Consider the following 23,381-nt stretch of genomic DNA (forward strand, 5'->3'; position numbering starts at 1 on the left):
TGTCGGCGACGATGCCGATGGCTGATCAGGTCGCGTCCGGTACTGCGACCGGTACGCGTCGGGACACCCATTCCGACACGAGCGCGGCGACGGCGTCCTGGCTCTCGTAGAAGGTGTGCGTCGCCCCCGGGATCACGACGACACGCGACCCCGCCGGCAGCAGGTGCTCCCCCGCCGCCGTGATCGCGGCGAGGGCCTCCTCCTGGTCGCCGGTGTCACCGTGGATTACCAGCACCGGGACGCCGACCGCACCCAGGAGCTCCTCCTGGGTGCCGGTCGCACCGAGCTTGGGACGGCGCCGGTTGACGACGACGTGGGTGCGGTCGACCGAACCGTCGACGCGCAGCCGCACGTCCTCGTCGCGGTACCAGGCCGCGAGCTGCTCGTCGTCGAGGAACGGGTAGGCCGTGTCCCCGTTGCCGGCGCCGGTGAGGGCGCCGGTCAGGACCAGGGTCTCGACGTGGGGCCGCTGCGGCGCGACCCGCAGCGCGATCGCCGAACCGAGGCTCTGCCCGTGCAGGATCTGGCGGGTCAGCCCTCGCGAGTCCAGGTGGTCGAGCGCCGCGTGCGCGTCGTCGAGCAGCCGGTCGGCGTCGACGACCTCTCCTTCCGACGACCCGAACCCGCTGAGGTCGATGCGCAGGACCGCGTGCCCGAGCGCCGAGTACTCGTCGGCCAGCCGGTCGAAACGACCGCCCGCACGCCGGTCGGACAGGAACCCGTGCAGCAGCAGTACCGCGCTGTCACCCGTGCCGGGGGTGAAGGTGGCGGCGAGCCGGCCGCCCCAGCGACTCGTCAGCTCGAGCTCGGTGTCGGTCCTCGTCGTCATGCCAGCCCCAGGTTCTCGCGCAGCGTGGTGCCCGCGTACTCGGTGCGGAACACCCCGAGGCGCTGCAGGTGCGGCACGACGGCCCGCCCGAACTCCTCGAAGGATCCTGGGAAGTGCGTGGGCGTGATCAGGAATCCGTCGGCGGCGCCCGAGGTGAAGTACGCCGCGAGCTCCTCGGCGATCTCCTCGCCGGTGCCGACCACCTGCGGGGTCAGCTCGCTCGTGGAGAACTCCACCCCGGCCTCCCCGATCGTCACGCGGTCGCGGCGGGCGCCGAGCAGCTCGTCGAGCTGGACGATCGCCCGGCTTTCGGCCTGTCCGTCGGTCGCCCGTTCCTCGATGACGTCGACGTAGCGGGCGTCGAGGTCGACACCGGCGAGGTCGACCCGGGCGAAGTGGCTGAAGAACCGGACACCGGACTCGGGGGTGATGCGGGTCCTCAGGAAGTCCCGCCGCGCCAGCGCGATCTCCCGGGTCTCCCCGATGATCGGCTGCACCGCGGCGAACAGGCGGATCCGCTCGGCGTCGCGCCCTGCCGCGCGGGCCTTGGCCTTCAGGTCGTCCTTCTTGGCCTGCATGTCGGCCCGGGTCCGCTCGATCGCGAAGATCACGTCACCCCACCGGGCGCCGAACGTGCGCCCGCGCTGGGAGTCGCCGGCCTGGATGATCACCGGGTGTGTCTGCGGGCTGGGCGGAAGGTTGAGCGGCCCGCGCACCGCGAGGTACTTGCCGCGGTAGTCGGGGACGGTGATCTTCGTGGGGTCGACGAACAGCCCCGACTCCTGGTCCTGCACGAGCGCGTCGTCCTCCCAGGCCCGCCACAGCGCCAGGACCGCCTCGACGTACTCGTCGCCCCGGTCGTAGAGCTCGGCACCCGAGAGCTCCTCGACGTGCGGGAAGTTCAGATAGTTCCCGGGGCCGTGGGACTGGATGACGTTCCACGCGACCCGGCCGCCGGAGAGGTGGTCGAGGCTGAGCAGCGTCCTGGCCAGGTTGTAGGGCTCGTTGAAGCTGGTGGACAGGGTGACGCCGACGCCGAGGTGCGTGGTGACCGCGGCGATCTGCCCGGCCACCTGGGCGGGGTCGTGCTTGATGGAGTTGGAGTGCCCGTGCCGGGTGAAGTCCGGGTTGTGGCTCACCGTCTCGGGGATGAACGCGAGATCGAACTTCGCGGCCTCGAGGGTGCGGGCTGTCTGGTGCAGGAAGTCACGCCCCAGCCAGTCGCGGGTGGAGTAGGGATGGCGCCAGGCGCCGGCGTAGTGGCCGCTCGGGAACAACACGTAGCCGCCGAGGAACAGTTGGCGTTCGGTCATGATGCCGCCTTCGTCGGAGGGGTGGGAGACAGCTACGGCTGCGCGGCGCGGCCGACCTGCTGGGCGTAGAGGTAGCGGTTCGGCTTGGGTGTCCACTGCAGTCCCTTGGACACGACGCCGGTGAAGGGCGAGGGGTAGAGGAAGATCGCGTGCGCCTGCGAGTGGGCGTTCTCGACGGCCTGGTCGACATACGTCGTCTTCTCGGCCTCGGTGGCGGCGTTCTGCGCCTTCGTCGTCAGGTCGTCGAACTCCGGTGCGCGCAGGTGGCTCTGGATGTGGTCACTGCGGAACGGACCGAAGTTGCCTGTGACGTCGCCGCGGAACGAGCCGCCCCACATGATGTAGTAGAAGTCGGCGGCTGCATCGTCCGGCCCGTACTGGCTCTGCAGCCACGCCGGGAACGGCTGCTGCGTGATCTTCAGGGTGACGCCGACCTTCGCCCACTGGGCGACGATCGCCTGGGTCGCCGCGTCCTGGGAGACATAGGTGCCGCTGGACAGCGCGACGGTGAGCGTCAGACCGGTCGCGTGACCCGCCTCCGCGAGCAGCTGCTTCGCCTTCTCCGGGTCGTACGGGTAGGCGCTGACCGACGGGTCCTGGGCCTGGTAGGGCTCGTAGACGACCTGGCCCGGCAGCGGCTCGACCGCTCCCTGCAGCAGGCTGTTGATGATCGTGGTCTTGTCGGTGGCGTAGTTCAGTGCCTGCCGGACGCGGGGGTCGGCGAGCGGCGTGCCCGTCTTGCGCTCGTTGATCGCGAGCGTCAACGGCTGGGTGCCGACGCCGAGGATGGTGTCGTAGGTGTCGGAGTCCTTGAACTGCGCGAGGTCCAGCGGGTCCAGGTTGAGGATCAGGTCCTGCTCACCTGCTCGCAGGGCAGCGACGCGCTGCGCCTCCGATGCGAGCACCGTGTACGTCACGTGGGCGAACGCCGGCTTCGGACCCGCGTAGAACGTGTTCAGCGCCAAGGTGGCGCCGTTCTCCTGGTCGAGCTCGTCGAGCTTGTACGGGCCGCTGCCGAGTGCCTCGTTGTCGAGGTTGTGCGACTGTGCGAACGCCGGCTGCACGATGAAGATCGTCCAGAGCCGGCCCGGCAGGTCGAGCGCGGGTTGGGACAGGCTGAACTGCAGTGTCGAGTCGTCGACCTTCGTGACCGACTTCAGGTACTTGCGCAGCGGCGCCCCGGACGTGCCCTTGTAGTCGGGGTTGAGCAGCTGCTGGAAGTTCCACACCACGTCGTCGGCCGTGAGCGGCGACCCGTCGGAGAACTTCGAGTCGGTGCGTATGGTGAACCGCCAGGTCAGCGGGTCGGTGCTGGTCCACGCGGTCGCGAGACCGGGCTTCACCGACAGGTCGGGGGCGATCTGGGTCAGCGACTCGTAGATGGACCCGACGATGGAGCCGGAGGAGTCGGGTGAGCCGCCCTTGTGCGGGTTGATGCCGGTGATCTGGCGGGAGAGCCCGAGCCGGAGCTCGTCGCCGACCGTCGGTGTGTCGGCGCTGCCGGCCGCGCCACCGCAGGCGGAGAGGACGGTCGCGAGCACCGCCGCGATCGCGAGAGCGACCACGACGACGGGCCTGCGGCGGGCGGATGGTCTGTGGATCACGGGTTTCCCTGTCTTCTGCGGCTGCGGGCCGGGGATGGTGGGTGTGTCCGGGTCGTTCACGAGCGGACGAGGGCGCGTCCGGGGATCGCGTCGACGAGCGCCCGGGTGTATGGGCTCGCGGGTCGCTCCAGGACGTCCTCGGTGGGGCCTCGTTCGACCACCGAGCCCTCCCGCAGGACGACGAGGTCCTCGCAGAGGTAGCGGACGACGGCGAGGTCGTGGGAGATGAACAGGTAGGTGAGGTTGCGTTCGATCCGCAGCCGCGCGAGGAGCCGGAGGATGCGGGCCTGCACCGACAGGTCGAGTGCGGAGACGGGTTCGTCGGCGATGATCACCGACGGTTCGGTCGCCAGCGCCCGCGCGATGCCCACCCGCTGCCGTTGCCCGCCGGACAGCTCGGACGGATGCCGGTCGCGGAAGGCTCGCGGCAGCTCCACCTCGTCGAGCAGCGAGTCGACACGCGCGGCGACGTCGCCGCGCGAGAGCCCGGGAAAGTTGATCTCCAGGGGTTCACGCAGCGTCCGGTCGACCGTCAGCCGGGGGTCGAGCGAGCTGTAGGGGTCCTGGAACACGTACTGGACCTCGCGGCGCCACTGCCTGCGCTGCGCACGGGTGTGCCGGGCGAGCGGGTTCCCCTCGTAGGACACGACGCCGGAGTCGACCCGTTCCAGGCCCACGATGATCCGCGCGAGCGTGGTCTTGCCCGATCCGGACTCCCCGACCAGCCCTATCGCCTGCCCCTTGGTGACGAACAGGTCGACCCCGTCGAGGGCGACGTGACGTGCGCGGCCTGCGCTTCCGCGCACCGTGAACGTGCGCCGGACGTCGCGGACCTCCAGCTGGTCGGCCACGGGCGCCGCCGGCTCCACGACAGGCTGCCCGCGCTCCGCGACGCCTACGGGTTCGAGCCTGCTCGGCGTCGCGGCGAGCAGCCGTCGGGTATAGGCGTGGTGTGGGTCGCCCAGAACCTCGGCGGTCGGCCCGGACTCGACGATCCGGCCGCCGGACATGACGTAGACGTGGTCGGTGCGGTCGGAGACGACGCCGATGTCGTGGCTCACGAGCAGCACACCGAGGCCGAGCCGCTCACGCAGCTCGTCGATGAGATCCAGGACCTGGGCCTGCACGGACACGTCCAGTGCGGTCGTGGGCTCGTCGGCGACGAGCAGCTTCGGGTCGCGAGCCAACGCCATGGCGATGACGACGCGCTGGTTCAGCCCGCCGGACAGCTCGTGCGGGAACGCACCGAGGGTCTTGTGCACGTCCGCGATGCCCACCGCCCGCAGCAGATCGGCCGACCGCTCCCGGGCCCGACGACGGATCGTCCCGGCCGGCAGCGCCTCGCGCAGCTGGGCGGCGATGCGCATCCTCGGGTTGAGGGACGCGGTCGGGTTCTGGAAGACCACGCCCACGGAAGCGGCGAGGTGGGCCCTGGCGTCCCGCTCCCCCAGGCCCGTCACCTCGCGGCCGGCGAGCTCGATGCGACCACCGACCACCTGGATCGCCGACGGGAGCAGCCCGGCCACCGCGAGGGCGGTCAGCGTCTTGCCGGAGCCCGACTCACCGACCAGCCCCACCGCACGGCCGGCGGCCACCGTCAACGACACCCCGTCGACGATCGACTCAGCGCTGTCGCCTGCGACCGGCCGAAGGCCAACCGTCAGATCGTCCACCTGGAGGACATGTTCGTCGGCGGGCACCGGACCGAGCAGCTCGGAGGCGAGGGTGATCATCCGTGGTGCGGCGGTCATCGTGCGAGTCCTCTCCTGGTGACAGGTCCACCCACGAACCGCTCCGCCAGTCCGTCGCCCAGTAGCTGCAGGCCGACCGCCGTCGCGACCACGGCCAGGCCGGGGAACAGCGCGATCCAGGGCGCGGTGAAGATCTGTGCCTGGCCGGTGGCGACCATCTGACCCCAGTCGGGGTCGGGCGGCTGGACCCCGAGGCCGAGGTAGCCGAGGCTCGACTCCAGCAGCAGCGCCGACGACGCGTTGATGGTGAACGCGACGGCGAGCAGGGGCAGGACGCTCGGGATCAGGTGCCGCCACGCGATCCCGAACCGTCCGGCCCCGGCGACCCGGGCCGCCTCGACGTACTGCTGCGCGACGACGGCGCGGGCGTGCCCACGGATGACCCGGAACGTGAGTACCCACGAGCCGAGGACCAGGACGAACACGATCGGGACGAAGGAATTGCCCACGAAGGACAGCACGACGATCGCGAGCACGATCGACGGGACCGCCAGCTGGACGTCGGCGAGCCGGCTCGTGACCGCGTCGACCCAGCCACCGAACAGCGCCCCGGCCAGGGCGAGCACGAGCCCCAGGAGCGACGCGACGACCGCGGACACCACGGTGATCGCGAGCGCCGTCCGCCCACCGAAGACGACGCGGACGAAGACGTCGCGGCCGAGCTCGTCGGTCCCGAACAGATGCCCCGCCGAGGGCGCCCTGAGGATCGCGTCGAAGTTCTGCGCGAGGGGGTCACCGGAGGTCAGGGGCCCGATCAGCGTGGTGGCGAGTACGGCCACGAGGACCCCCGCACCCACCCAGCCACCGGCACCGATCGTGCGCCGCTGCAGGCGCCGGCGACCGGCTTCGGCCTCCACACCGACGTCGGTCGGGACCGCGGACCCGCCGTCGGCCTCGGTCACCTGTACAAGACTCACGATCGCAACCTCGGTTCGACGACGGCCGCGACGACGTCCACGACCAGATTGATGAGGACGAACCCGACGGCGATCGCCAGCACGCACACGATGACCAGCGGGTAATCGCGGTTCTGGACCGCGTTGATCGACAGCTGCCCGATCCCGGGCCAGCCGAACACCGACTCGGTGACAACAGCCCCACCGAGCAGGACACCCGCCTGGATCCCGACGACGTTGAGCGTTGTTCCCAACGAGTTCGCCACGACGTGCCGCGACACGAGGACGTGCCGCGGCAGGCCCTTCGCGCGGGCCGTGCGGATGTGTTCGGCCTGCAGCACGTCGAGCAGCGCGGTCCGGAACACCCTGGCGATGGCCGGGATGAACGCGAAGGCGAGCGTCAACGCCGGCAGCACCATGCTGGCCGCGTCGCCGGTACTGGTCACCGGGAACCAGCCCAGCCGCACGGCGAAGACGATGATGAGAACGATGCCGATGAAGAAGGTCGGGACGGACTCGATACCGGTCGCGATCCCGAGCGGCACCCTGCTCAACCAGCCGGAACGCGCGGTTGCCGACACGTAGCCGATCACCCCGCCGAGAAGCACACCGACCAGCAGGCCCGTGAGTCCGAGCGCGAGGCTGGCCGGGATCTTCGCCAGCGCGATCGGCAACGGGTCCGCGCCGTAGCGGATCGAGTCCGGGAAGGTGCCCGTCGCCACGCTCGTGAGGAAGTTCCAGTACTGCACGGGAAGCGGCCGGTCGAAGCCCATCAGATGGGTCAGTCGCAGGATCTCGTCGGGCGGCGCGTCGGGCGGGACCAGTAGGATCGCCGGATTGCCGGTCGCGTAGAGCGCGAAGAAGACGAGCGTCACGGCGCCCCACACGGCGACGAGACCGGTGGCGAGCCGCCCGCCGATGTAGCGCCAGCTGACCGGGGCTCGTACACGACGGCGGGGCACGCTCCACGGTGCCGGTGCCGGTGCCGGGCCGGCGGAGGCGTCTTGGGATACGGACACGATGAGACCTCGAGACAGAGGAAGTCGGGAGCCCCGACAGGGGGTGTGGCTGCGTTCGGCTCATGCGCGAGAGACGCATCGGCCCCCTGCCGCGTGGCCGGGCGGACACGACGGACGCGCGCCCGCAAACGGACGACCGCGGAGGTCGACACCGACGTCACCCGCGCGACGTCGGGCGACCGGGCGCGCTTGGATGCGCTCCGGACGCGTGCAGCGTTCAGCGCCTGCGCTCGCTCACGACCAGTATGCGCAGCGCTCGACCACCGGCCGGGCGGGAGGTTGCGGCACGGCTGTGGACGCCGCGACCGACGGCGCCCACGTCGAGCCCACGCTCAGACGGTCAACGCGTACGACAACTCGCGGAGTTCACCGTGCCGTGGTCGATGAAACGACGCTGCGTCAGGTTCCCGCCCCAACCAGAGACGATCGCGCAGAGTGACGCTGCCCCACACCACCGGCGTCCGGTCGCGGGAATGAGCAGTGTCGTCGCCACACAAGGAGTAAAACCCACCAGTGGGCGCTCGTCCAACGACGAATGCTGATCGGAATCGATAAGAGGTCACGATCAGTGCGGCCGCAGCATCCCGAGCTGCATTTTCGCCGCGTGGACCTCGAGTTCGACGTCGACGGGCCCCACCCCGGCATAGACAGCGCCAGGGCCGAACCATGCCCTCGCACCTCGATCACCTGTGCGGGTGAGGAGCTCGGCTCACCATGAGTCGTCGGCCGCAAGGGCGGGGTAGGGTCCGATCGTCGGAAGGTGCGTCCCTCCGAGAGCGGCCACCCACCTCGACCGAGTGGGTTCCCTTCGGCCGGACTCGGATCAGCGGACCGCTACGCACCGCCCAGGATCGACCTGAGCCGTGTGCGCTGCCCGACACCACAGTGTCGCGTCTCCGCTCACAACGGCGACCCATAGTCGCCCCTCGCGATCGACACGTCGTCCACGATCCGCAGATCGGAGCAGTCGTATGAGCCGGCATTTCCTCTGGTACCTACCGAACATGATCGAGTCCGGTCACCGGGGCGACGACACCGTCGACGGCTGGGGCTCCCTCGACTACTCCGTCGAACTCGCCGGTGCCGCAGAACGGCACGGCTGGGCCGGGGCCCTGATCGGGACCGGCTGGGGGCGACCGGACAGCTTCGTCGTCGCCACCGCGATCGCGGCGCGCACCTCGTCGTTCGTGCCGCTCGTCGCCGCCCGGCCCGGCTACTGGCAACCGGCACAGTTCGCCACCGCGACGGCTACCCTGAGCCTGCTGACCGGCGGTCGAGTATGGGTCAACGTCGTCACCGGCCGCGACGCCCTCGCCGCCTACGGCGACGGCGAGGCCGACTACGACCGCCGCTACGACCGCACCGACGAGTTCCTCCGCCTCGTCCGTCGTCTGTGGACCGAGGAGGACGTCACCTTCACCGGCGAGTTCTTCCGCGTCGAACACTCCACCGTCGTCCCCAGACCCCCCGGGGGGCAGCCACCCCGGCTGTACTTCGGCGGCGCCTCGGCCGCCGCCGAGAAGGTGTCGGCCACCCAGGCCGACGTCCAACTGTTCTGGGGCGAGCCCCTCGACGGCATCGAGGCGCGGATCGCCCGACTGCGACACCTGGCCGCACAGCTGGGGCGGGAGCTACCACCCCTGGAGTTCGGGCTCAGGATCACCGTCGTCGTACGCGACAGTTCGGAGGACGCCTGGCGAGCCGCGGAGGAACGCGTGGCGCGCATGGCGGCAGACCCCACGATCGGCATCGACGGTCACCGCGGATCCGTGGGTCAGGATCGGCTGCTGGCCCTGGCGGAGCGCGGCGAGGTCCTCGACTCCTGCCTGTACACCGCACCAGGCCACTACGGCGGCGGTGGCGCCGGTTCGACCTGGCTCGTGGGCTCGTACACCGAGGTGGCGGCGGCACTCGAACGCTATGCCGACCTGGGGATCACACACTTCATCCTCTCCGACACGCCGTACTTGCGCGAGGTCGCCCGCATCGGCGACAACCTCCTCCCGATGCTGCGTGAGCCCGCGTCACGCGAACCCCGTCACCCGAGTGCTCATCGCAGCGCCGTCGATCTCTGATGGTCCTTTCGGACGCCGTGTGCGGTTCGAACCGGTCGAGGGCGTCGCCGCTGTGGCGCCTACCTCGGACGAGTCACCGTGCCGAGCGGGCCAGTTCGGCGAAGAAGGCGGTGGTGCGGTCGTGGTCGGCAGTCGGACCGGACGGGAAGAGGACGAGATCGGTGACCCCGGCCTCGGCGAAGCGGCGGACCTCCTCGGCCACGACGCTCTCGTCACCGGCCAGGATCGTGTCCTCGATCCCAGCGGCGCCCTGCCTGTCCAGCGTCTCGCGATAGCTGGGCAGCGTCGATGCGACCGCCAGTCGTTCGGCCACGTCGCGACGGGCTGCGTCCGGATCCGACGTCACGCACGCGTTGACCCCCAGGACGATCCGCGGCGCCCGCCCGGCCGCGGTCACCGCCGGCACGACGTGCTCGGCCACGTAGTCCGGCCGGCTCCACAGCGTGATGACCCCGTCGGCACGCTCCCCCGCCAACGCAAGCATGCGAGGCCCGTGTGCGGCCAGCAGGACCGGCGGGCGGGTCGCGCCGGGCGCCCCGACCCCGCCGAACCCGACAACGGTCGCGCCCACCGCCCGGGCCTCCGCGCCGTCGAGGACCGGCTCGAGGACGTCGAGAAACTCCCGCACCCGGCGAGCAGGCCGGTCGAACGGGAGTCCGTAGCGCTCCTGCACCACGAACCGGTGGCTCATCCCGAGGCCGAGCGCCAGCCGCCCGCCGGTGGCGGCTTGAGTCGTGAGCACCTGGGAGGCGAGGGTGAGCGGGTGTCGCGGCGGCACGGCCACCACCGCTGTTCCGAGCTCGATACCGGGCGCCCGCCCGCCGAGGGCCGCGAACACGGTCAGCGGGTCCCACAGGTTGATCTCACCGATCCACACACCGGCGAACCCGGCGGTCGCCGCGTCCTCGATCTCCTGCAGCACAGTAGGTAGCGGGCCGTCCACCCGTACCGACAATCCGATCTTCATGGCGGCCAGCCGATCGCGGATCACCGCTGCCCGGCAATGGCGAACTACGCTGTGCTCGATCACGCAACATGATCGTGGGAGGTCACGTGGAGTTGCGAGAGCTGCGTTCGTTCGTCGCTGTCGCCGAGGAGCTCCATTTCGGCCGGGCTGCCACCAGGCTGGGGCTCGTCCAGCCGGCCGTGAGCCAACACCTCGGTCGCCTCGAACGCGAGCTCGGCCTGCGTCTGCTGGAACGTTCGCCACATCGTGTCGCGCTCACTGCCGCGGGCCGGCAGCTACTCGCGGAGGTGCGCGCGGCACTGGCGGCAATCGACCGGGTCCGCGACGTCGCCGACACGATCGGCCGACGGCTCGGACACACGATCCGGATCGGCACGACCCCCGGGCTCGACAAGCGACTCGCCGACGGGGTGACCGCCCTGTACGAGTCGGCGCCGGGGAGCGAGCTCGTGCTCGTCGAGGGCGACGCCGTGGCGAACACCGCCGGGGTCGCCTCGGGGGCGCTCGACGCCGCGCTCGTGCGCGGGACCGGTCCCGGCGGCGTGGTCGTGGGGCACGACCCGATCTCGCTGATCGTCCCCGCCGCCCACGACACGGCACGGATGGGCGCGGTCCCCTTCGCCGCCCTCTCCGATCTACGGCTGCGGCTGCCGGCTCGGCGCGCCGATCCCGTCCTCCACGACGCCGTACTCGGCTGGTGTGCCGCAACCGGTGTGGTCCCTCGCCGTGGACGCGACGTGGTGTCCGTCGACGACGCCGCCCTCGAGATCGGCACCGGGGGTCGCGAGTGGACCGCGGTGCACGGCGACACCTGGCACCCGGCCACCTGCTCGGTCGTGCTCCGTCCCGCCGACCCGGCTCTGACCGTGCCGATCCGGCTCCTGCTGCCACCCGACGCACGCTGCACCGACGTCGTCGTCGAGGCCTTCCGCCCGCGCCGAGGCGACAACCGGTAGTCCGCCGCGGCGTGGAACTCGTGCCGCGGCGTACGTGCGGGGCCACGCGCCAGGGACGGGCGCGCGCCTGGCAGATGGTAGCCAGATGATCAGTTTGCGGATACTCTTCCGTAAATCTTGGATCCCACTCACGGCCATTGTCGGTCGCCGCCTGCGGCTTCCCGATTTCGGCCCGTCACCCGGCGATAGGAGAGTCCATGGCTAGGTCGGCTTCGGACCGGCGGAGACGCCATCGGCGCGTCCCCTCGCCCCGACGTGTGCGGATCGTGGCGCCCGTGCTGGTGGCCCTCGTCGCGACCCTGCTCGCCGCGTGCGGCGGTGGGACGCGGTCGCAGCAGGACACCGGCGGCGGTGCCGACGCAGGCTTCGCCACCGGCGAGATCGACCGCGACGCGACGATCCGATACGCCGGCACGGCGCCGCCGACCTCCTTCGACCCGATGACCAGTCAGTCCGAACTGGACATGCCCTGGCTCGCCCCGGCGTACGACCGGCTGACCGCTGTCGATGAGGCCGGCGCACCCGTGCCGCAGCTGGCGACCCGCTGGGAGCTCTCCCCCGACGGCAAGGCGCTGACACTTCAGCTGCGCCAGGGGGTCACCTACTCCGACGGGACGCCCTTCGATGCAGCGTCGGTGAAGGCGAACCTCGACCGCTACCGGACCAGCGAGAAGTCCCGGCTCAAGAACGACATCCTGATGATCACCGGTGTCGACGTCGCCGACGCGTCGACCGTGACGATCCGCGTGACGGGCTCGGGCGGCGCACTGCTGAACGTGCTGGCGTCCCGGGTCGGGATGATGGTGTCACCGGCGGCCTTCGCGAACCCCGACCTCGACCAGAAGCCGGTGGGCGCCGGCGCCATGGTCCTCACCGGCGTCCGGCCCAAGACGGAGTACGTCTTCACCCGGCGCGCCGACTACTGGGATCCCGAGGCCTTCCGCTACAAGACGCTCGTCTTCTCCGTGAACGACGGGTCCAGTGTGGTCAACCTGCTGCGCACCGACGCGCTCGACTACGCCCGGCTGGCGGGGCCCGCCGCACTCGAGGCCGAGGCGGCGGGAATCCGCCTCTACCGCGCGCACAGCATCTCGGGCGCCCGGATCCTGCTCAACCCCACGCGCAGCAAGCTCGGCTCCAAGGAGGTCCGGCAGGCGATCAGCCTGGCCATCGACCGCGACGCCACCTCCCAGGTCGCCTTCAACGGCGACTGCGTCAAGACCGTGCAGCCGTTCCCCGAGGGCTACTTCGCCCACTCCGCCACCGTCGATGCCGAACGCGAGGAGTGGGGCTACACGCGCAACGTCGCAAAGGCCAAGGAGCTGCTCGCCCGGGCCGGGCTGCCCGAGGGCTTCGAGATGGACATGCTCGTGCCCGGGGTCCCCACGACCCAGACCCGCGCCGTCCTCTTCCAGCAGAACCTCGCCGAGATCGGGATCACGGTGAACCTGCGGGTCGTCGACGTGATCCAGGCCCGAGTCCTGTTCGGACAGGGCGAGGGTGACTCCTACGCCGGCGACGGTGCCTCCTACACCGACCCGTCCGTCTTCGCCGCCCAGCACTACCTCACGGGCGGGTCGTCCAACCCGGGCAACCTCACCGACCCCGAACTGACAGCTTTGATCGACCAGGCCGCGGGCCCGCTCGACATCAACGCTCGCACCGCGCTCTACGACCACGTGTTCGCCCGCGCGTTCGAGCTCGGCCCGGTCCACGTCTATCTCTGCCACCACGCGCTGCCGCTGGGCTACCAGAACGACGTCGTCGGTCTGGACAGGTTCGACGGCGCCGCAGGCAGCGATGTGCTGCGCGGTGCCGCGAAGGTCAGGACCACCTGACCGGGTGGGGTCGCCGGCGCACCCGGCGGCCCCCACCCACCGTCCTTACCGGCCCCCGCGCCTGCAGAGGAGGACTGCCGATGGTCACGATCGTCGGTCGGCGCATCGTCGCGATCGTCCCGGTGCTGCTCATCGTGAGCTTCCTGACGTTCTCGCTGACCTACCTCGTCCCCGGCGACGCTGCCTCGATCGCCGCCGGCGACAACGCCTCCGCCGAGCAGATCGAGCTCGTCCGCCGCCAGCTCGGGCTCGACCGGCCGTTCCTCGCCCAGTACGCGAGCTGGCTGTGGCACGTCGTGCAGGGCGGGCTGGGCACCTCGTTGCTCAGCAGCCGCTCGGTGCTCACCTCGCTGACCGAGGCGCTGCCGGTGACGTTGTCGCTGACCCTGCTGGCAATGCTGTTCGCGATCGCCGCCGGGTTGCTCCTCGGGATCGTTGCCGGCCTGCGCCCGGGCAGTGCCCTCGACCGCATCGCGACGACGGTGGCCTCGCTGGGGATCTCGATGCCCAGCTTCTGGCTCGCCCTGATCCTGGTCAACGTCGTGGCCCTCCAGCTCGGCCTCGCCCCCGTCGCCGGGTACACCTCGATCGCCGAGGGCGGTCTCACCGGATGGTTCCAGCACCTGCTGCTCCCGGCCGTCGCCCTCGGCACGATCACCGCGGCCGAGCTGACCCGGCAGACTCGCGCGGGCGTCGTCGACGTGAGCGAGCAGGACTACATCCGCACGGCGGTGGCCAAAGGCCTGCCGACCCGGCTGGTCGTCGTCAAGCACACGCTGAAGAACGCCGCGATCCCCGTCGTGACGGTGCTGGGCCTGCAGTTCGGCGGGCTCGTCGGCGGCGCCATCGTGATCGAACGGATCTTCGGGCTGCCCGGGCTGGGGACCCTCGCGATCGACTCCGTGCTCAACCAGGACTTCCCGGTCGTGCAGGGGCTCGTCCTGATGATCACGCTGTTCGTGCTGCTCGTCAGCCTCCTGGTCGACACCTCCTACCTGTACTTCAACCCGAAGGTGAGGCAGTCGTGACGGTCGTGGACGCGCCCGAGCCCGCATCGGCCCGGGCCCGCTCGCCGATGCAGGTGTTCACGCGGCGGGTGCTGCGCAGCAAGGTCAACCTGGCGTGTCTGGTGTTCCTGGGGCTCGTCGTGGTGTGTGCGGTGTTCGCGCCGCTGCTCGCCCCGTTCGACCCGAACCTGCAGCACCTCGACAGCCGCTACCTGCCCCCGTTCAGCGGGCCGTACGTGTTCGGCACCGACGACCTCGGGCGCGACGTGCTCAGCCGCGCCCTCCTCGCCAGCCGGGTCTCGGTGGTCGCGCCGCTGATCTCGGTCGGTGTGGCCCTCACACTCGGCGTCTCGTTCGGGCTCGCCGCCGGCTATGTCGGTGGCTGGGTCGACTCCGTGCTCAGCCGGCTGGCCGACGCGGTCAACGCGATCCCCGCGCTCGTCCTCGCCCTCGCGGTGATCGCGGTGCTGGGCCCGGGGCTGGTCAACGCCATGCTCGCCGTCGGCCTCGCCTCGGCGCCGCGACTGTTCCGGGTCGTGCGCGGGGCCACGCTCGCCGTGCGCGAGGAGACCTACATCGAGGCGGCCACCGTCGTCGGTTGCTCGAGCCTGCGCACAGTCGCCGTGCACGTGCTGCCGAACGTCCGCTCGCCGCTGCTCGTGCAGACCAGCCTGCTGATGTCGTTCGCGCTACTCGCCGAGGCCTCGCTGAGCTTCCTGGGACTCGGTATCCAGCCCCCCGAACCCAGCTGGGGAGCGATGCTGCGCACCGCGTTCGAGCAGCAGTTCCTCGGACCCTGGCTGGTGGTCGTCCCCGGCCTGCTGATCATGTGCACGGTCCTTTCGTTCAACCTGCTCGGCGACGGCATCCGCGACGCCATCGGCCGCGAGCGGGGCACCCGGTGAGCCCGGAGCCGCTGCTGCGGATCCGCGACCTGCGCATCGAGTTCGCCGACGACGACGGCTGGCAGCGAGTCGTCGACGGCGCCCACCTCGACGTCCGACCGGGCGGGGCCCGCGCGCTCGTGGGCGAGTCAGGGTCCGGGAAGACCGTCACCGCCCTGGCCGTGATGGGGCTGCTGCCGCGCCGGCACAGCCGCATCCCCACCGGCCGGATCGAGCTCGCCGGCCAGAACCTGCTCGACCTCACCGAGAGGCAGCTGCGCCCGATCCGCGGCACCGAGCTCGCCATGATCTTCCAAGAACCCATGACCAGCCTCAACCCCGCCTACACCGTCGGCGAGCAGATCGCCGAGACGGTCCGGGTGCACACCGGCGCGTCACGCAAGGACGCATGGCGGCGGGCCGTCGAGGTCCTCGGCGAGGTCGGTATCCCGGCCGCTGCACGACGCGCCGCCGAGTACCCGCACACCTTCAGCGGCGGAATGCGCCAGCGCGTCATGATCGCGATGGCGATCTCGTGCCGTCCGAAGCTCCTCATCGCCGACGAGCCCACCACCGCCCTCGACGTCACCGTCCAGGCCGCCATCCTCGCGCTGCTCCGCGAGCTGCAGGAAACCACGTCGATGGCGGTGCTGCTGGTCACCCACGATCTCGGGGTCGTCGCCGACTTCTGCGACGACGTCACCGTGATGTACGCCGGGCAGCCGGTCGAGGAGGCCGACACCGTCGAGCTCTTCGCCTCGCCCCGGCACCCCTACACCTCTGGGCTGCTGCGGGCCATGCCCCAGTCCGCGCACCCCGGCCTGGACCTGAGTTCCATCCCCGGCGTCGTGCCCCGCGCCGACCGTATGCCCCCCGGCTGCCGCTTCCACCCCCGCTGCAGCCACGCGCAGGAAGGGCTCTGCGACATCGTCGAACCGGACCTCCTCCCCCTCGACGGCACCCGCGCCAGCCGCTGCCTGCGCATCCAGCGCGGCGAGCTCGACGAGCTGTCGCGGATCGTCGACGACCGCGTCGTGGCGGCCCGCGCCGACCTGGACCGGAGGAGCTCGTGAGACAGCCGGCCGAGGCGGTCTCGGCACCCACCGAGCCGGCCCCGCTCCTCGAGGTCGAGGACCTGCGGAAGTCCTTCCCCCGGGGCGGAGGCCTGCTGGGCAGGCGAGGCACCGCCGTCCGCGCCGTCGACGGCGTCAGCTTCACCATTCGGGCCGGCGAGACCCTCGGCATCGTCGGCGAGTCCGGCTCCGGTAAGTCCACCACCGGCCGGCTCCTGCTGCGCCTGCTCGAACCCGACTCCGGGCGACTGCACTTCGACGGCCGGGACCTGCTCGCCGAGTCACGCTCGGCGTTCCGCCACCGCCGCCGCGACCTGCAGATGATCTTCCAGGACCCCTACGCCTCCCTCGACCCCACCAAGACCATCGGGACGTCGGTCGGTGAACCCCTGCGAATCTTCGACAAACTGGCTCGCCGCGAACGCGACAACCGCGTCCGCGAGCTGCTCGGCCTGGTCGGCCTGCGCCCGGACCACCTCAGCCGCTACCCGTCCGAGATGTCCGGCGGGCAACGCCAGCGCGTCGCCATCGCCCGGGCACTGTCCGTGGCGCCACGCCTCCTGGTAGCCGACGAGGCCGTGTCCGCCCTGGACGTATCGACGCAGTCGGACGTGCTCAACCTCATGCGCCGCCTGCAACGCGAGCTCGACCTCACCTACCTGTTCATCTCCCACAACCTCAGCGTCGTCCGGCACATGAGCGACCGGATCGCGGTGATGTATCTCGGCCGGATCGTGGAGATCGGCCCAGCCGACCAGGTCCATCTCGAGCCCCGGCACCCCTACACGCGCGCCCTGCTGTCGGCGATCCCGGTGCCCGACCCCCTGGTCCAGCGGACGCGCCCGCGGATCGTGTTGACCGGCGACGTCCCTGACCCCGCCCATCCGCCGCAGGGCTGCAACTTCGTCACCCGGTGCCCGCACGCCGCCCCGGTATGTCACGAGGTCGATCCGGTGCTGGAACCCGACGGCGGCGGGTACGCGGTCGCTTGTCACATGAGCGGGGTGACGCGAGAACGCCAGAGATAGGACTCCGGCCCCATCGAGCAAGGACGCGGACATCGTGAATCTGCTGCACCTACGGACGCCTTCGAGCGGGACGACTCGCGCGTGGGCCGGGCCGACCTGATCTCGGCAGGTAGGCACGCCGGCTAGGGATTCTGCCGCTCCTGGTCGGGACGGGCCTCGTATCCGAGTAGATGATCCAGCAGATCGAGCATTTCCGTGTGTCCCCGACGATGGCCGAGAAGGATTTCGAGCAACGAGCCGTAGACCGCCGCCTGGATGAGGGCGGCGAGTCCCAGCCTGCGGGATTCGTCGCCTTCGAATCCGAGTCTCGCGACCGCGCTGTCGAGGTGTTTCTCGTACGTCGACAGAATGCCGTCGAGTCGCGGTCCGACATGAGCCCGCATCTCCTCGTCATTCGCACCCATGGCGACGGTCTCGAGCCATCGCTTCGCCAGTCCCGAGTCGACGTTGGTCGTCCCGATCGAGGCGAGGTAGTCGTGCCACCGCTGCGCGTCGGAGGTGCCCGTACCGGCCGCGAACGCGACGCGGGCCTGCTCGTCGGACTGCGCCCCGATCCTGTCGACCACGCGCATCATGACGTGGCCGACCGAGCCGAAGTGGTAGTGGACGGTGGCCTGGTTGATCCCGGCCTCGCTCGCCAGCCGTCGCGTGCTGATGGCGGCGTATCCGTCCTTCTCCAGAATTTCCTCGGCCGCCCTCAGAATGCTTTCCTTGGGATCTGGCTTCTCTCGTCTTTCAGAGGTCAATGTATCCTCGCCGGGGATCGCAGTTCCGCCTGAGCGCGTTCAGTCTACAGTTCGAACCCGAATACGAATCGATCCGCCATTTCCGGCGATCGGAACGACCGGTCATCGGTGCCGCCCACCGTTCGATGTTCGCATCAGTACGGCGTCCGCGCGCTCGAGGAACATCGGAGAGGTCAACAGACGGGTCTGCCACTCGAGACACATGGAGAGGTGCTCGTCGAGTGCAGCCACCGTGTCGGCCCGGTTCAGATACGTGTACGCCTCGAGCGTCGCACTCGGTAGGCGGGCGAGCTCGGCCGCACGTTCCTCGGCCTGTGCCACGGCTGTCCGCCCGGACGGCGCGGGCCCGGTGTCGTCCGACGCGGCCCGGTCGGTGAGACCGAGTCGATGAGCAGCTTCCGCGTCGATCTTCGGGTCCGTGGCCAGGAGATGCCACAGGGCCGCGGGGGCGAGTCTTCGTAGCAGCAGCTCGCCCCCGGTGCCGGGAATGATGCCCAGTGCCGCCCAGCCTTGTCGGAGCCATCCGGACGGTCCGACGAACCGGATGTCGCACATGAGAGCGAGGTCCATACCCAGCCCGACGGCAGCACCGTCGACAGCGGCGATGGTCGGCACCGGAAGCCGGAGCATTGCCCGGGGAAGCTCCTGGAAGGTCGAGTAGAGGAGGTCGCGGACCACGGCCGCCCCGCGCCGCGCGACCTCGCGGATCGCCGCGAGGTCACCGCCGGCGCAGAAGGCACCGTCCCCGGTGAGCACCATGACCTTGACGTCGGGACGCCGCGCGACGTCGGAGAGCGCTGCGACGAGTTCTTCCACGTCGGAGGGCCCGAGGGCGTTCCGACGGCTCCGCCAGGCCAGCGTCACGCGGGCGACCCCGTCGGAGGTTCGGACGTCCACCGCCATCAGACGTCCTCGTGGCGGAAGCCCGCGAGAACGAGCGAGGGCGGCGAGCTGTGGGTGACTCGGCGCTCCAGGATCGCCGCACGGGCGGCGTCGACCCCGAGCAGGCCCCGGAGCCAGCGCATCCCCCAGGTCAGCTCGTTGAGGAAGGCTTCGTTGGTGTGGCCGTTCGCGCCGAAGGCGTGATGACAGATGTCGCCCACCTGCTTGGTGAGACGTGCGGCGTTCACCGCCAGGAGCGCTGCGGCGACCGTCGCATCCGGTCGTTCCCCCGTGATCCGCCACGCCGCGTCGAGGACCATCAGACGCAGACCCTCGGCCGACACCTTCGCCTCCGCCAGCGGGAACTGCACGGCCTGGAAGGTCCCGATGGCCCTGCCGAACTGGACACGCTGCGCGACATAGTCCCTGGTGAGATCGACGGCTCCGAGCGCGAGTCCGGTCAGCAGTGCCCCGCCGAGAGTCCATCGCAGCGCCCGCTGCTCGGGAGTAGGCAGGGCAGCCGGTCGGGCGCCGGTCCACCATCCGTGGGGATGCAGATATGAGGTGTGTAGATGCGGCAGTCCACCCCGACCCAACTCGCCCCCACCCGCGAGGTCGACGACCACATCGGCGACCGCACCCCAGCCGACCGGCACCGGTCCGGCACCCGCCCGCTCGACGCAGCCTGTCACCACCGAGCCCTTCTCGAGTTCGGACGAGAGTCCGGGGCCGGCGGCGCTCTCGGCCAGCCGCGCCTCGAACAGCGGTCCCGGGAGGCCCTTGCGCGCGACCTCCATGAACCCCACGACGGTGTCGAGGACGGTCTCGCCCTCCTGGGTACGCAGCAGTCCCCGCTCTGCGAACTGCTCCCATTCCTGCCTGTCGAACCCCGGACGGACCGGACGACGGTCGGTCCAACGGGCGAGCTCCCTGCGGAAGTCCTCGGTCGTGTCCGGCAGAGCGAAGTCCATCGTCATCGTCCCCTCGGCAGGTTCAGCGCCTGCTGTCCCACGATCGACAGCTGGATCTCGTAGGTCCCCGCCTGCAGCTTCACCGTCGGCGCCTGGCACACGGTGAAGCTCTCCACCTCTCCGCCGCACACGGCGTTCGGGTCCGGGACCGACACGAACGGCAGGTAGCCCATGTGCTCCTCGACGAGGTCACCGACCAACGTCTCGTACTCCGCAGTGGCAGCGAAGGTGGCCGACGGCTCCCATGTCGGCTGGTCCTCGCGTTCGCGCATCCAGACCAGGCGATGGTTGAGCAGCTCCGTCATCCGTCCGTATGCCAGGACTTCGGCGATGCCCTTCTCCGCCGATGCGTCCAGCGAGGCGGACTGCTCGAAGAAGCCGAGCACGCGCGTCGATCGCGCATAGCGCGCGTTGCCCGTCCGTTCGTACGGCAGCGCGGACATCGCGACCGACCAGCCGCCGTTGAGTGGGCCGAGCAGCGCGGACGCCGGCACCCGGACGTCGGTGAAGCTGACCGAGTGGAAGCGGTGGTTGCCCACCGCGGACGGAACCTCGCGCACCTCGATCCCGGGAGTGTCCATGTCGATCACGAAGACCGAGATGCCGGCATGACGCGACTCGCCGCGCTCGGTACGGGCCAGGAGGAACCCACGCCTGGCCAGGTTGGCGTAGCTCGTCCAGATCTTCTCTCCGTTGACGACGAACCCGTCGCCGTCCTCGGCCGGCAACGCCCGTGTCCGAAGGGACGCGAGATCGGATCCGGCGTCGGGCTCGCTGAACAGCTGCGCCCACTGCACCTCACCACGCGCGATCTCGGGGAGCAGCGTGGCCTGCTGCTCGGGGCTCCCGAACTTCATGATCACGGGTCCGATCCAGTTCAGGCCCATGTAGTGCCCGCCACGCGGTTCGTGGTGGGCGAACAGCTCCTCCTGGATGACCGTCTGCTCCCACACCCCGCCGTCGCGGCCGCCGTACTCCTGCGGCCAGCTGTAGGTGTGCCAACCGCGTGCGGCGAGCTTCTCCATGACCGCATCGCTGTGCGCCGGCGCATCTGCTCCGTGCCACAGCCCGACCCATCCGTCGGGAAGCTCCTCGTCGAGGAACGCGCGAATCTCCGAACGGAAGGCGTCCTGCTCCGCGCTGAAATCGAGGTCCATGTCGTCGGTTCCGGGCGCTCAGAGATCGCGGACGTGCGGCATGACGTCCGAGGCGAACAGCTCGATCGAGCTCAGCACGTCCTTCTGGCTCAGGCATCCGGCACGGTTCATCCACAGGATGTAGTTGCGCATCGGCGGCCCGTACTTGCTCTGCATCTCGCTGATCGCATGCAGACGCTCGACGATCTCCGCGGGAGAACCCACGAGCGTCCACGGGTTGCCGAAGATCTTGTCGTACTCGGCGTGCTGGATCCAGTCGTACCAACCCGCGTAGTGCTTGTAGTCGTCAGGGATGTCGCCGCCGTCCTCGACGACCTTGGCGTACTTCCACAGGAACTCGTTGCCGGTCTCCCACGTCTTGCGGAAGACGTCACGCGCCCTCGACGAGTCCTTGTCCACGAAGACGCTGTTCATCAGCCCCCACGTGTTCGAGGTGTCGGCGGCCGCACCTGCCTGCGCCTGGGCGTCGACGTAGAGCTGCTGGCCGTCGCCGGAACCCGCGTCGATCGCGTACGGGTTACCCACCATGACGCCGTAGCTCTTCTCCACGGCCCACGCGAAGTTCTCAGGTGTGCGGCTCACCGCGACGTAGATCGGGACGTCGCCCTCGACCTTCGGCGAGAGCGAGACGTCCTTGCAGGACCAGAACCTGCCCTCATAGGTCAGGGTCTCGCCGGCGAGCAGTCGCTCGATGATCTCGGTCGCCTCGCGGAATCGGGCCGTGCTCTCACTCTGCGGGACTCCGAACCCCTCGAATTCGCGCTGCTGGTAACCGCGGCCGATCCCGAGGATGAACCGGCCGCCGGACATCACGTCGAGCATCGCGGCCTGCTCCGCGATGCGCACGGGGTGCTGGAACGCAGGCACGATCACCGCCGTGCCGATCTTGATCCGCTCGGTGGCCTGGCTCACCGCTCCGGCGAACACCATGGTGTCCGGCAAGGTGCCATAGGGCGCGAAGTGGTGTTCACCGAGAAAGACGACGTCGTAACCGGTCCGGTCGGCGACCCGCGCCTGCTCGAGCGTGTCCTCCACAACCTGCCGGTACGACATGTCGGGCGACTTCTCGCTGATGGTGAAAAGTCCGAACTCCATCGTTCCTCCTCCTTGAGGATCTACTGTTGTGACGACGTGCCGGCGGGACGCCCGCCCGTGCGAGCCGCGCTGAGCCAGCGCGCCGCCACCTGCGCGGTGTGCTCCCCCGGCCGCGGAAGGACGAACGTCTCGCCCGCCTCCGCGGACGACGGGCCCGACCGCAGCCACGGCAGGGCCTGGGTCGAGAAGGCCGGGCCGTCGCTGCTCAGCGCAGTGGGCTGCCACAGGTCCCGGACCCGGAACTGCTCCTCGTCGAGGACCTCCTCTGGTCGGAACACCTTGGCCCACGGCACCCCCGCCGCCTGCCCCTCGCGGTAGGCACGGTCCGCCGGGACGGCCCCCAGGAATCGGGTGATCACCTCTCCGGCGTGCCTGCCGGCGTCCGAGACGTCGTACGGGTTCGCACCACGCAGAGCGGAGAGGGCGGCGAACCTCGGCTCGTCGAGGTCCTCGATCGCACCTTCGCGCCGAATCCAGTCGCGAAGGGCGTCCCAGCTGCGCTGCGTGCGCGGCAGCAGCCCGAAGGCGTAGGTGTGCATGCCGTCCGAGGCGCTGATCTGCCACCGTCCCGACGGCCTGCTGGTGGCGTATCCACCCGTTCGCGGATACAGCTCCTCCTTGCGGTAGACCCAGTGTGCGAAGAGCTGCTCGGTCGACTGGAACGCTGCGGCCTGCGCAGAGACGTCGAAAAGGGAACCCCCGTCCGAACGAGGTGTGCGCAGCGCCAGCATGACCGCGATGGCGCCGTAGATGCCGGCGGCGTGCATGCTCTGCTCGACGGGCGGGATGACCGGCATCGGGTCGGGGTCGGTCTCACCCGAGCTGTAGGCGGAGAGGCCCGCCACCCCGGACTGCGCCGAGACATGCAGGTCGTCCTCTCCCGGACGCTCGTCCGCGTCCAGACCGAACGGACTGAGTGCAACGACCCGGGCCGCGGACACCGCATCGGGCATGCGCTCGCGAAGTGCGCGGTGGGACCCGCGACCGACCAGGACCACGTCTGCGGCCCGGAGCAACGCTTCCGCTTCTGCAGGCCGCCGGTCGAGTTCCCACGTCGTCGAGCTCTTACCCATGGCGAAGTGCCAGAAGTACAGGCTCACCGGGGTGTCGTCCGGGCCCACGACCATCGGCCACGCCGTCCGCAGCTCGTGACCGCCGGGCGGCTCGGCGACGACGACGTCGGCACCGAGCTGGGTCAGGAGCCGGCCGGCGAACTGACCCCAGCGGTCGGTCAGGTCCAGGACGCGGACGTCGGTCAGCGACTCGAAGGGTGCTCTGTGCATGGGCACT

At 70.3% G+C, this 23,381-nt stretch carries 20 protein-coding genes; 7 read left to right on the forward strand and 13 right to left on the reverse strand.

The annotated features are described in order from the left end of the window. Positions 1-25 precede the first annotated feature (25 nt). Genes PSU4_RS00745 through PSU4_RS00770 form a run of 6 tightly spaced genes read right to left on the reverse strand, consistent with a single transcriptional unit; the run spans position 26 to position 7,412 of the window. Complete coding sequence (locus PSU4_RS00745; RefSeq protein ID WP_147101619.1) at positions 26-829, reverse strand: alpha/beta hydrolase; 804 nt, start codon at positions 827-829, stop codon at positions 26-28. Further along, positions 826-2,142 (reverse strand): NtaA/DmoA family FMN-dependent monooxygenase, encoded by a 1,317-nt coding sequence (locus PSU4_RS00750; protein ID WP_147101622.1) that lies wholly within the window; start codon positions 2,140-2,142, stop codon positions 826-828. The genes PSU4_RS00745 and PSU4_RS00750 overlap by 4 nt, the downstream gene beginning before the upstream one ends. A gap of 32 nt (positions 2,143-2,174) precedes the next feature. Continuing rightward, on the reverse strand, positions 2,175-3,806 hold the full coding sequence (locus PSU4_RS00755) for an ABC transporter substrate-binding protein (protein ID WP_186816666.1): 1,632 nt from the start codon (positions 3,804-3,806) through the stop codon (positions 2,175-2,177). Continuing rightward, positions 3,803-5,497 carry a dipeptide ABC transporter ATP-binding protein gene (locus tag PSU4_RS00760; RefSeq protein WP_147101628.1) on the reverse strand — a complete coding sequence of 565 codons (1,695 nt, stop codon included), beginning with the start codon at positions 5,495-5,497 and terminating at the stop codon, positions 3,803-3,805. Before PSU4_RS00760 ends, PSU4_RS00755 begins: the two co-directional genes overlap by 4 nt. Beyond that, entirely contained in the window at positions 5,494-6,414 is a 921-nt protein-coding gene (locus PSU4_RS00765) for an ABC transporter permease (RefSeq protein ID WP_186816667.1), read from the reverse strand. Before PSU4_RS00765 ends, PSU4_RS00760 begins: the two co-directional genes overlap by 4 nt. Beyond that, positions 6,411-7,412, reverse strand: coding sequence for an ABC transporter permease (locus PSU4_RS00770; protein WP_147101633.1), 1,002 nt, complete (start codon positions 7,410-7,412; stop codon positions 6,411-6,413). Before PSU4_RS00770 ends, PSU4_RS00765 begins: the two co-directional genes overlap by 4 nt. A gap of 971 nt (positions 7,413-8,383) precedes the next feature. Between PSU4_RS00770 and PSU4_RS00775 the strand changes: the two genes are divergently transcribed. Further along, the gene (locus tag PSU4_RS00775; RefSeq protein WP_147101637.1) at positions 8,384-9,487 is read left to right on the forward strand and encodes an LLM class flavin-dependent oxidoreductase; all 1,104 of its coding nucleotides are present in this window, start codon (positions 8,384-8,386) and stop codon (positions 9,485-9,487) included. Between the two features lie 73 nt (positions 9,488-9,560). Here the strand turns inward: PSU4_RS00775 and PSU4_RS00780 are convergent, their stop codons facing one another. Continuing rightward, positions 9,561-10,454: a TIGR03564 family F420-dependent LLM class oxidoreductase gene (locus PSU4_RS00780; protein ID WP_147101640.1), complete on the reverse strand. Its 894-nt coding sequence runs from the start codon at positions 10,452-10,454 to the stop codon at positions 9,561-9,563. 86 nt (positions 10,455-10,540) lie between these two features. On the opposite strand from PSU4_RS00780, the gene PSU4_RS00785 reads away from it, so the two are divergent. The 6 genes from PSU4_RS00785 to PSU4_RS32125 all read left to right on the forward strand — a co-directional run bounded on the left by PSU4_RS00785 (position 10,541) and on the right by PSU4_RS32125 (position 17,240). After that, positions 10,541-11,410, forward strand: a complete 870-nt coding sequence (locus PSU4_RS00785; protein WP_186816668.1) for a LysR family transcriptional regulator — start codon at positions 10,541-10,543, stop codon at positions 11,408-11,410. A 266-nt stretch (positions 11,411-11,676) separates the two neighbouring features. Next, entirely contained in the window at positions 11,677-13,248 is a 1,572-nt protein-coding gene (locus PSU4_RS00790; RefSeq protein WP_186816669.1) for an ABC transporter substrate-binding protein, read from the forward strand. Between the two features lie 80 nt (positions 13,249-13,328). Beyond that, complete coding sequence (locus PSU4_RS00795; protein WP_186816670.1) at positions 13,329-14,276, forward strand: ABC transporter permease; 948 nt, start codon at positions 13,329-13,331, stop codon at positions 14,274-14,276. Then, positions 14,273-15,160, forward strand: coding sequence for an ABC transporter permease (locus PSU4_RS00800; protein ID WP_222596122.1), 888 nt, complete (start codon positions 14,273-14,275; stop codon positions 15,158-15,160). Before PSU4_RS00795 ends, PSU4_RS00800 begins: the two co-directional genes overlap by 4 nt. Next, positions 15,157-16,212, forward strand: a complete 1,056-nt coding sequence (locus tag PSU4_RS32120; protein WP_246114876.1) for an ABC transporter ATP-binding protein — start codon at positions 15,157-15,159, stop codon at positions 16,210-16,212. Before PSU4_RS00800 ends, PSU4_RS32120 begins: the two co-directional genes overlap by 4 nt. Further along, on the forward strand, positions 16,209-17,240 hold the full coding sequence (locus tag PSU4_RS32125) for an ABC transporter ATP-binding protein (RefSeq protein WP_147101648.1): 1,032 nt from the start codon (positions 16,209-16,211) through the stop codon (positions 17,238-17,240). Before PSU4_RS32120 ends, PSU4_RS32125 begins: the two co-directional genes overlap by 4 nt. A 122-nt stretch (positions 17,241-17,362) precedes the next feature. Here PSU4_RS32125 and PSU4_RS00815 read toward each other — a convergent pair whose 3' ends face one another. From PSU4_RS00815 to PSU4_RS00840, 6 genes are all read right to left on the reverse strand, one after another. After that, positions 17,363-17,986, reverse strand: a complete 624-nt coding sequence (locus PSU4_RS00815; RefSeq protein ID WP_186816671.1) for a TetR/AcrR family transcriptional regulator — start codon at positions 17,984-17,986, stop codon at positions 17,363-17,365. 102 nt (positions 17,987-18,088) lie between these two features. Continuing rightward, complete coding sequence (locus PSU4_RS00820) at positions 18,089-18,889, reverse strand: enoyl-CoA hydratase/isomerase family protein (protein ID WP_147101651.1); 801 nt, start codon at positions 18,887-18,889, stop codon at positions 18,089-18,091. Then, positions 18,889-19,839 (reverse strand): acyl-CoA dehydrogenase family protein, encoded by a 951-nt coding sequence (locus PSU4_RS00825; RefSeq protein WP_186816672.1) that lies wholly within the window; start codon positions 19,837-19,839, stop codon positions 18,889-18,891. Before PSU4_RS00825 ends, PSU4_RS00820 begins: the two co-directional genes overlap by 1 nt. A gap of 2 nt (positions 19,840-19,841) precedes the next feature. Beyond that, the gene (locus PSU4_RS00830; protein WP_147101656.1) at positions 19,842-20,996 is read right to left on the reverse strand and encodes an acyl-CoA dehydrogenase family protein; all 1,155 of its coding nucleotides are present in this window, start codon (positions 20,994-20,996) and stop codon (positions 19,842-19,844) included. Positions 20,997-21,014: 18 nt separating this feature from the next. Further along, positions 21,015-22,091, reverse strand: a complete 1,077-nt coding sequence (locus PSU4_RS00835) for an LLM class flavin-dependent oxidoreductase (protein WP_147101657.1) — start codon at positions 22,089-22,091, stop codon at positions 21,015-21,017. 20 nt (positions 22,092-22,111) lie between these two features. Continuing rightward, positions 22,112-23,374: a CoA transferase gene (locus PSU4_RS00840; protein WP_147101659.1), complete on the reverse strand. Its 1,263-nt coding sequence runs from the start codon at positions 23,372-23,374 to the stop codon at positions 22,112-22,114. Between the last annotated feature and the right edge of the window lie 7 nt (positions 23,375-23,381).

This window comes from Pseudonocardia sulfidoxydans NBRC 16205 (assembly GCF_007989085.1).
GTDB lineage: Bacteria > Actinomycetota > Actinomycetes > Mycobacteriales > Pseudonocardiaceae > Pseudonocardia > Pseudonocardia sulfidoxydans.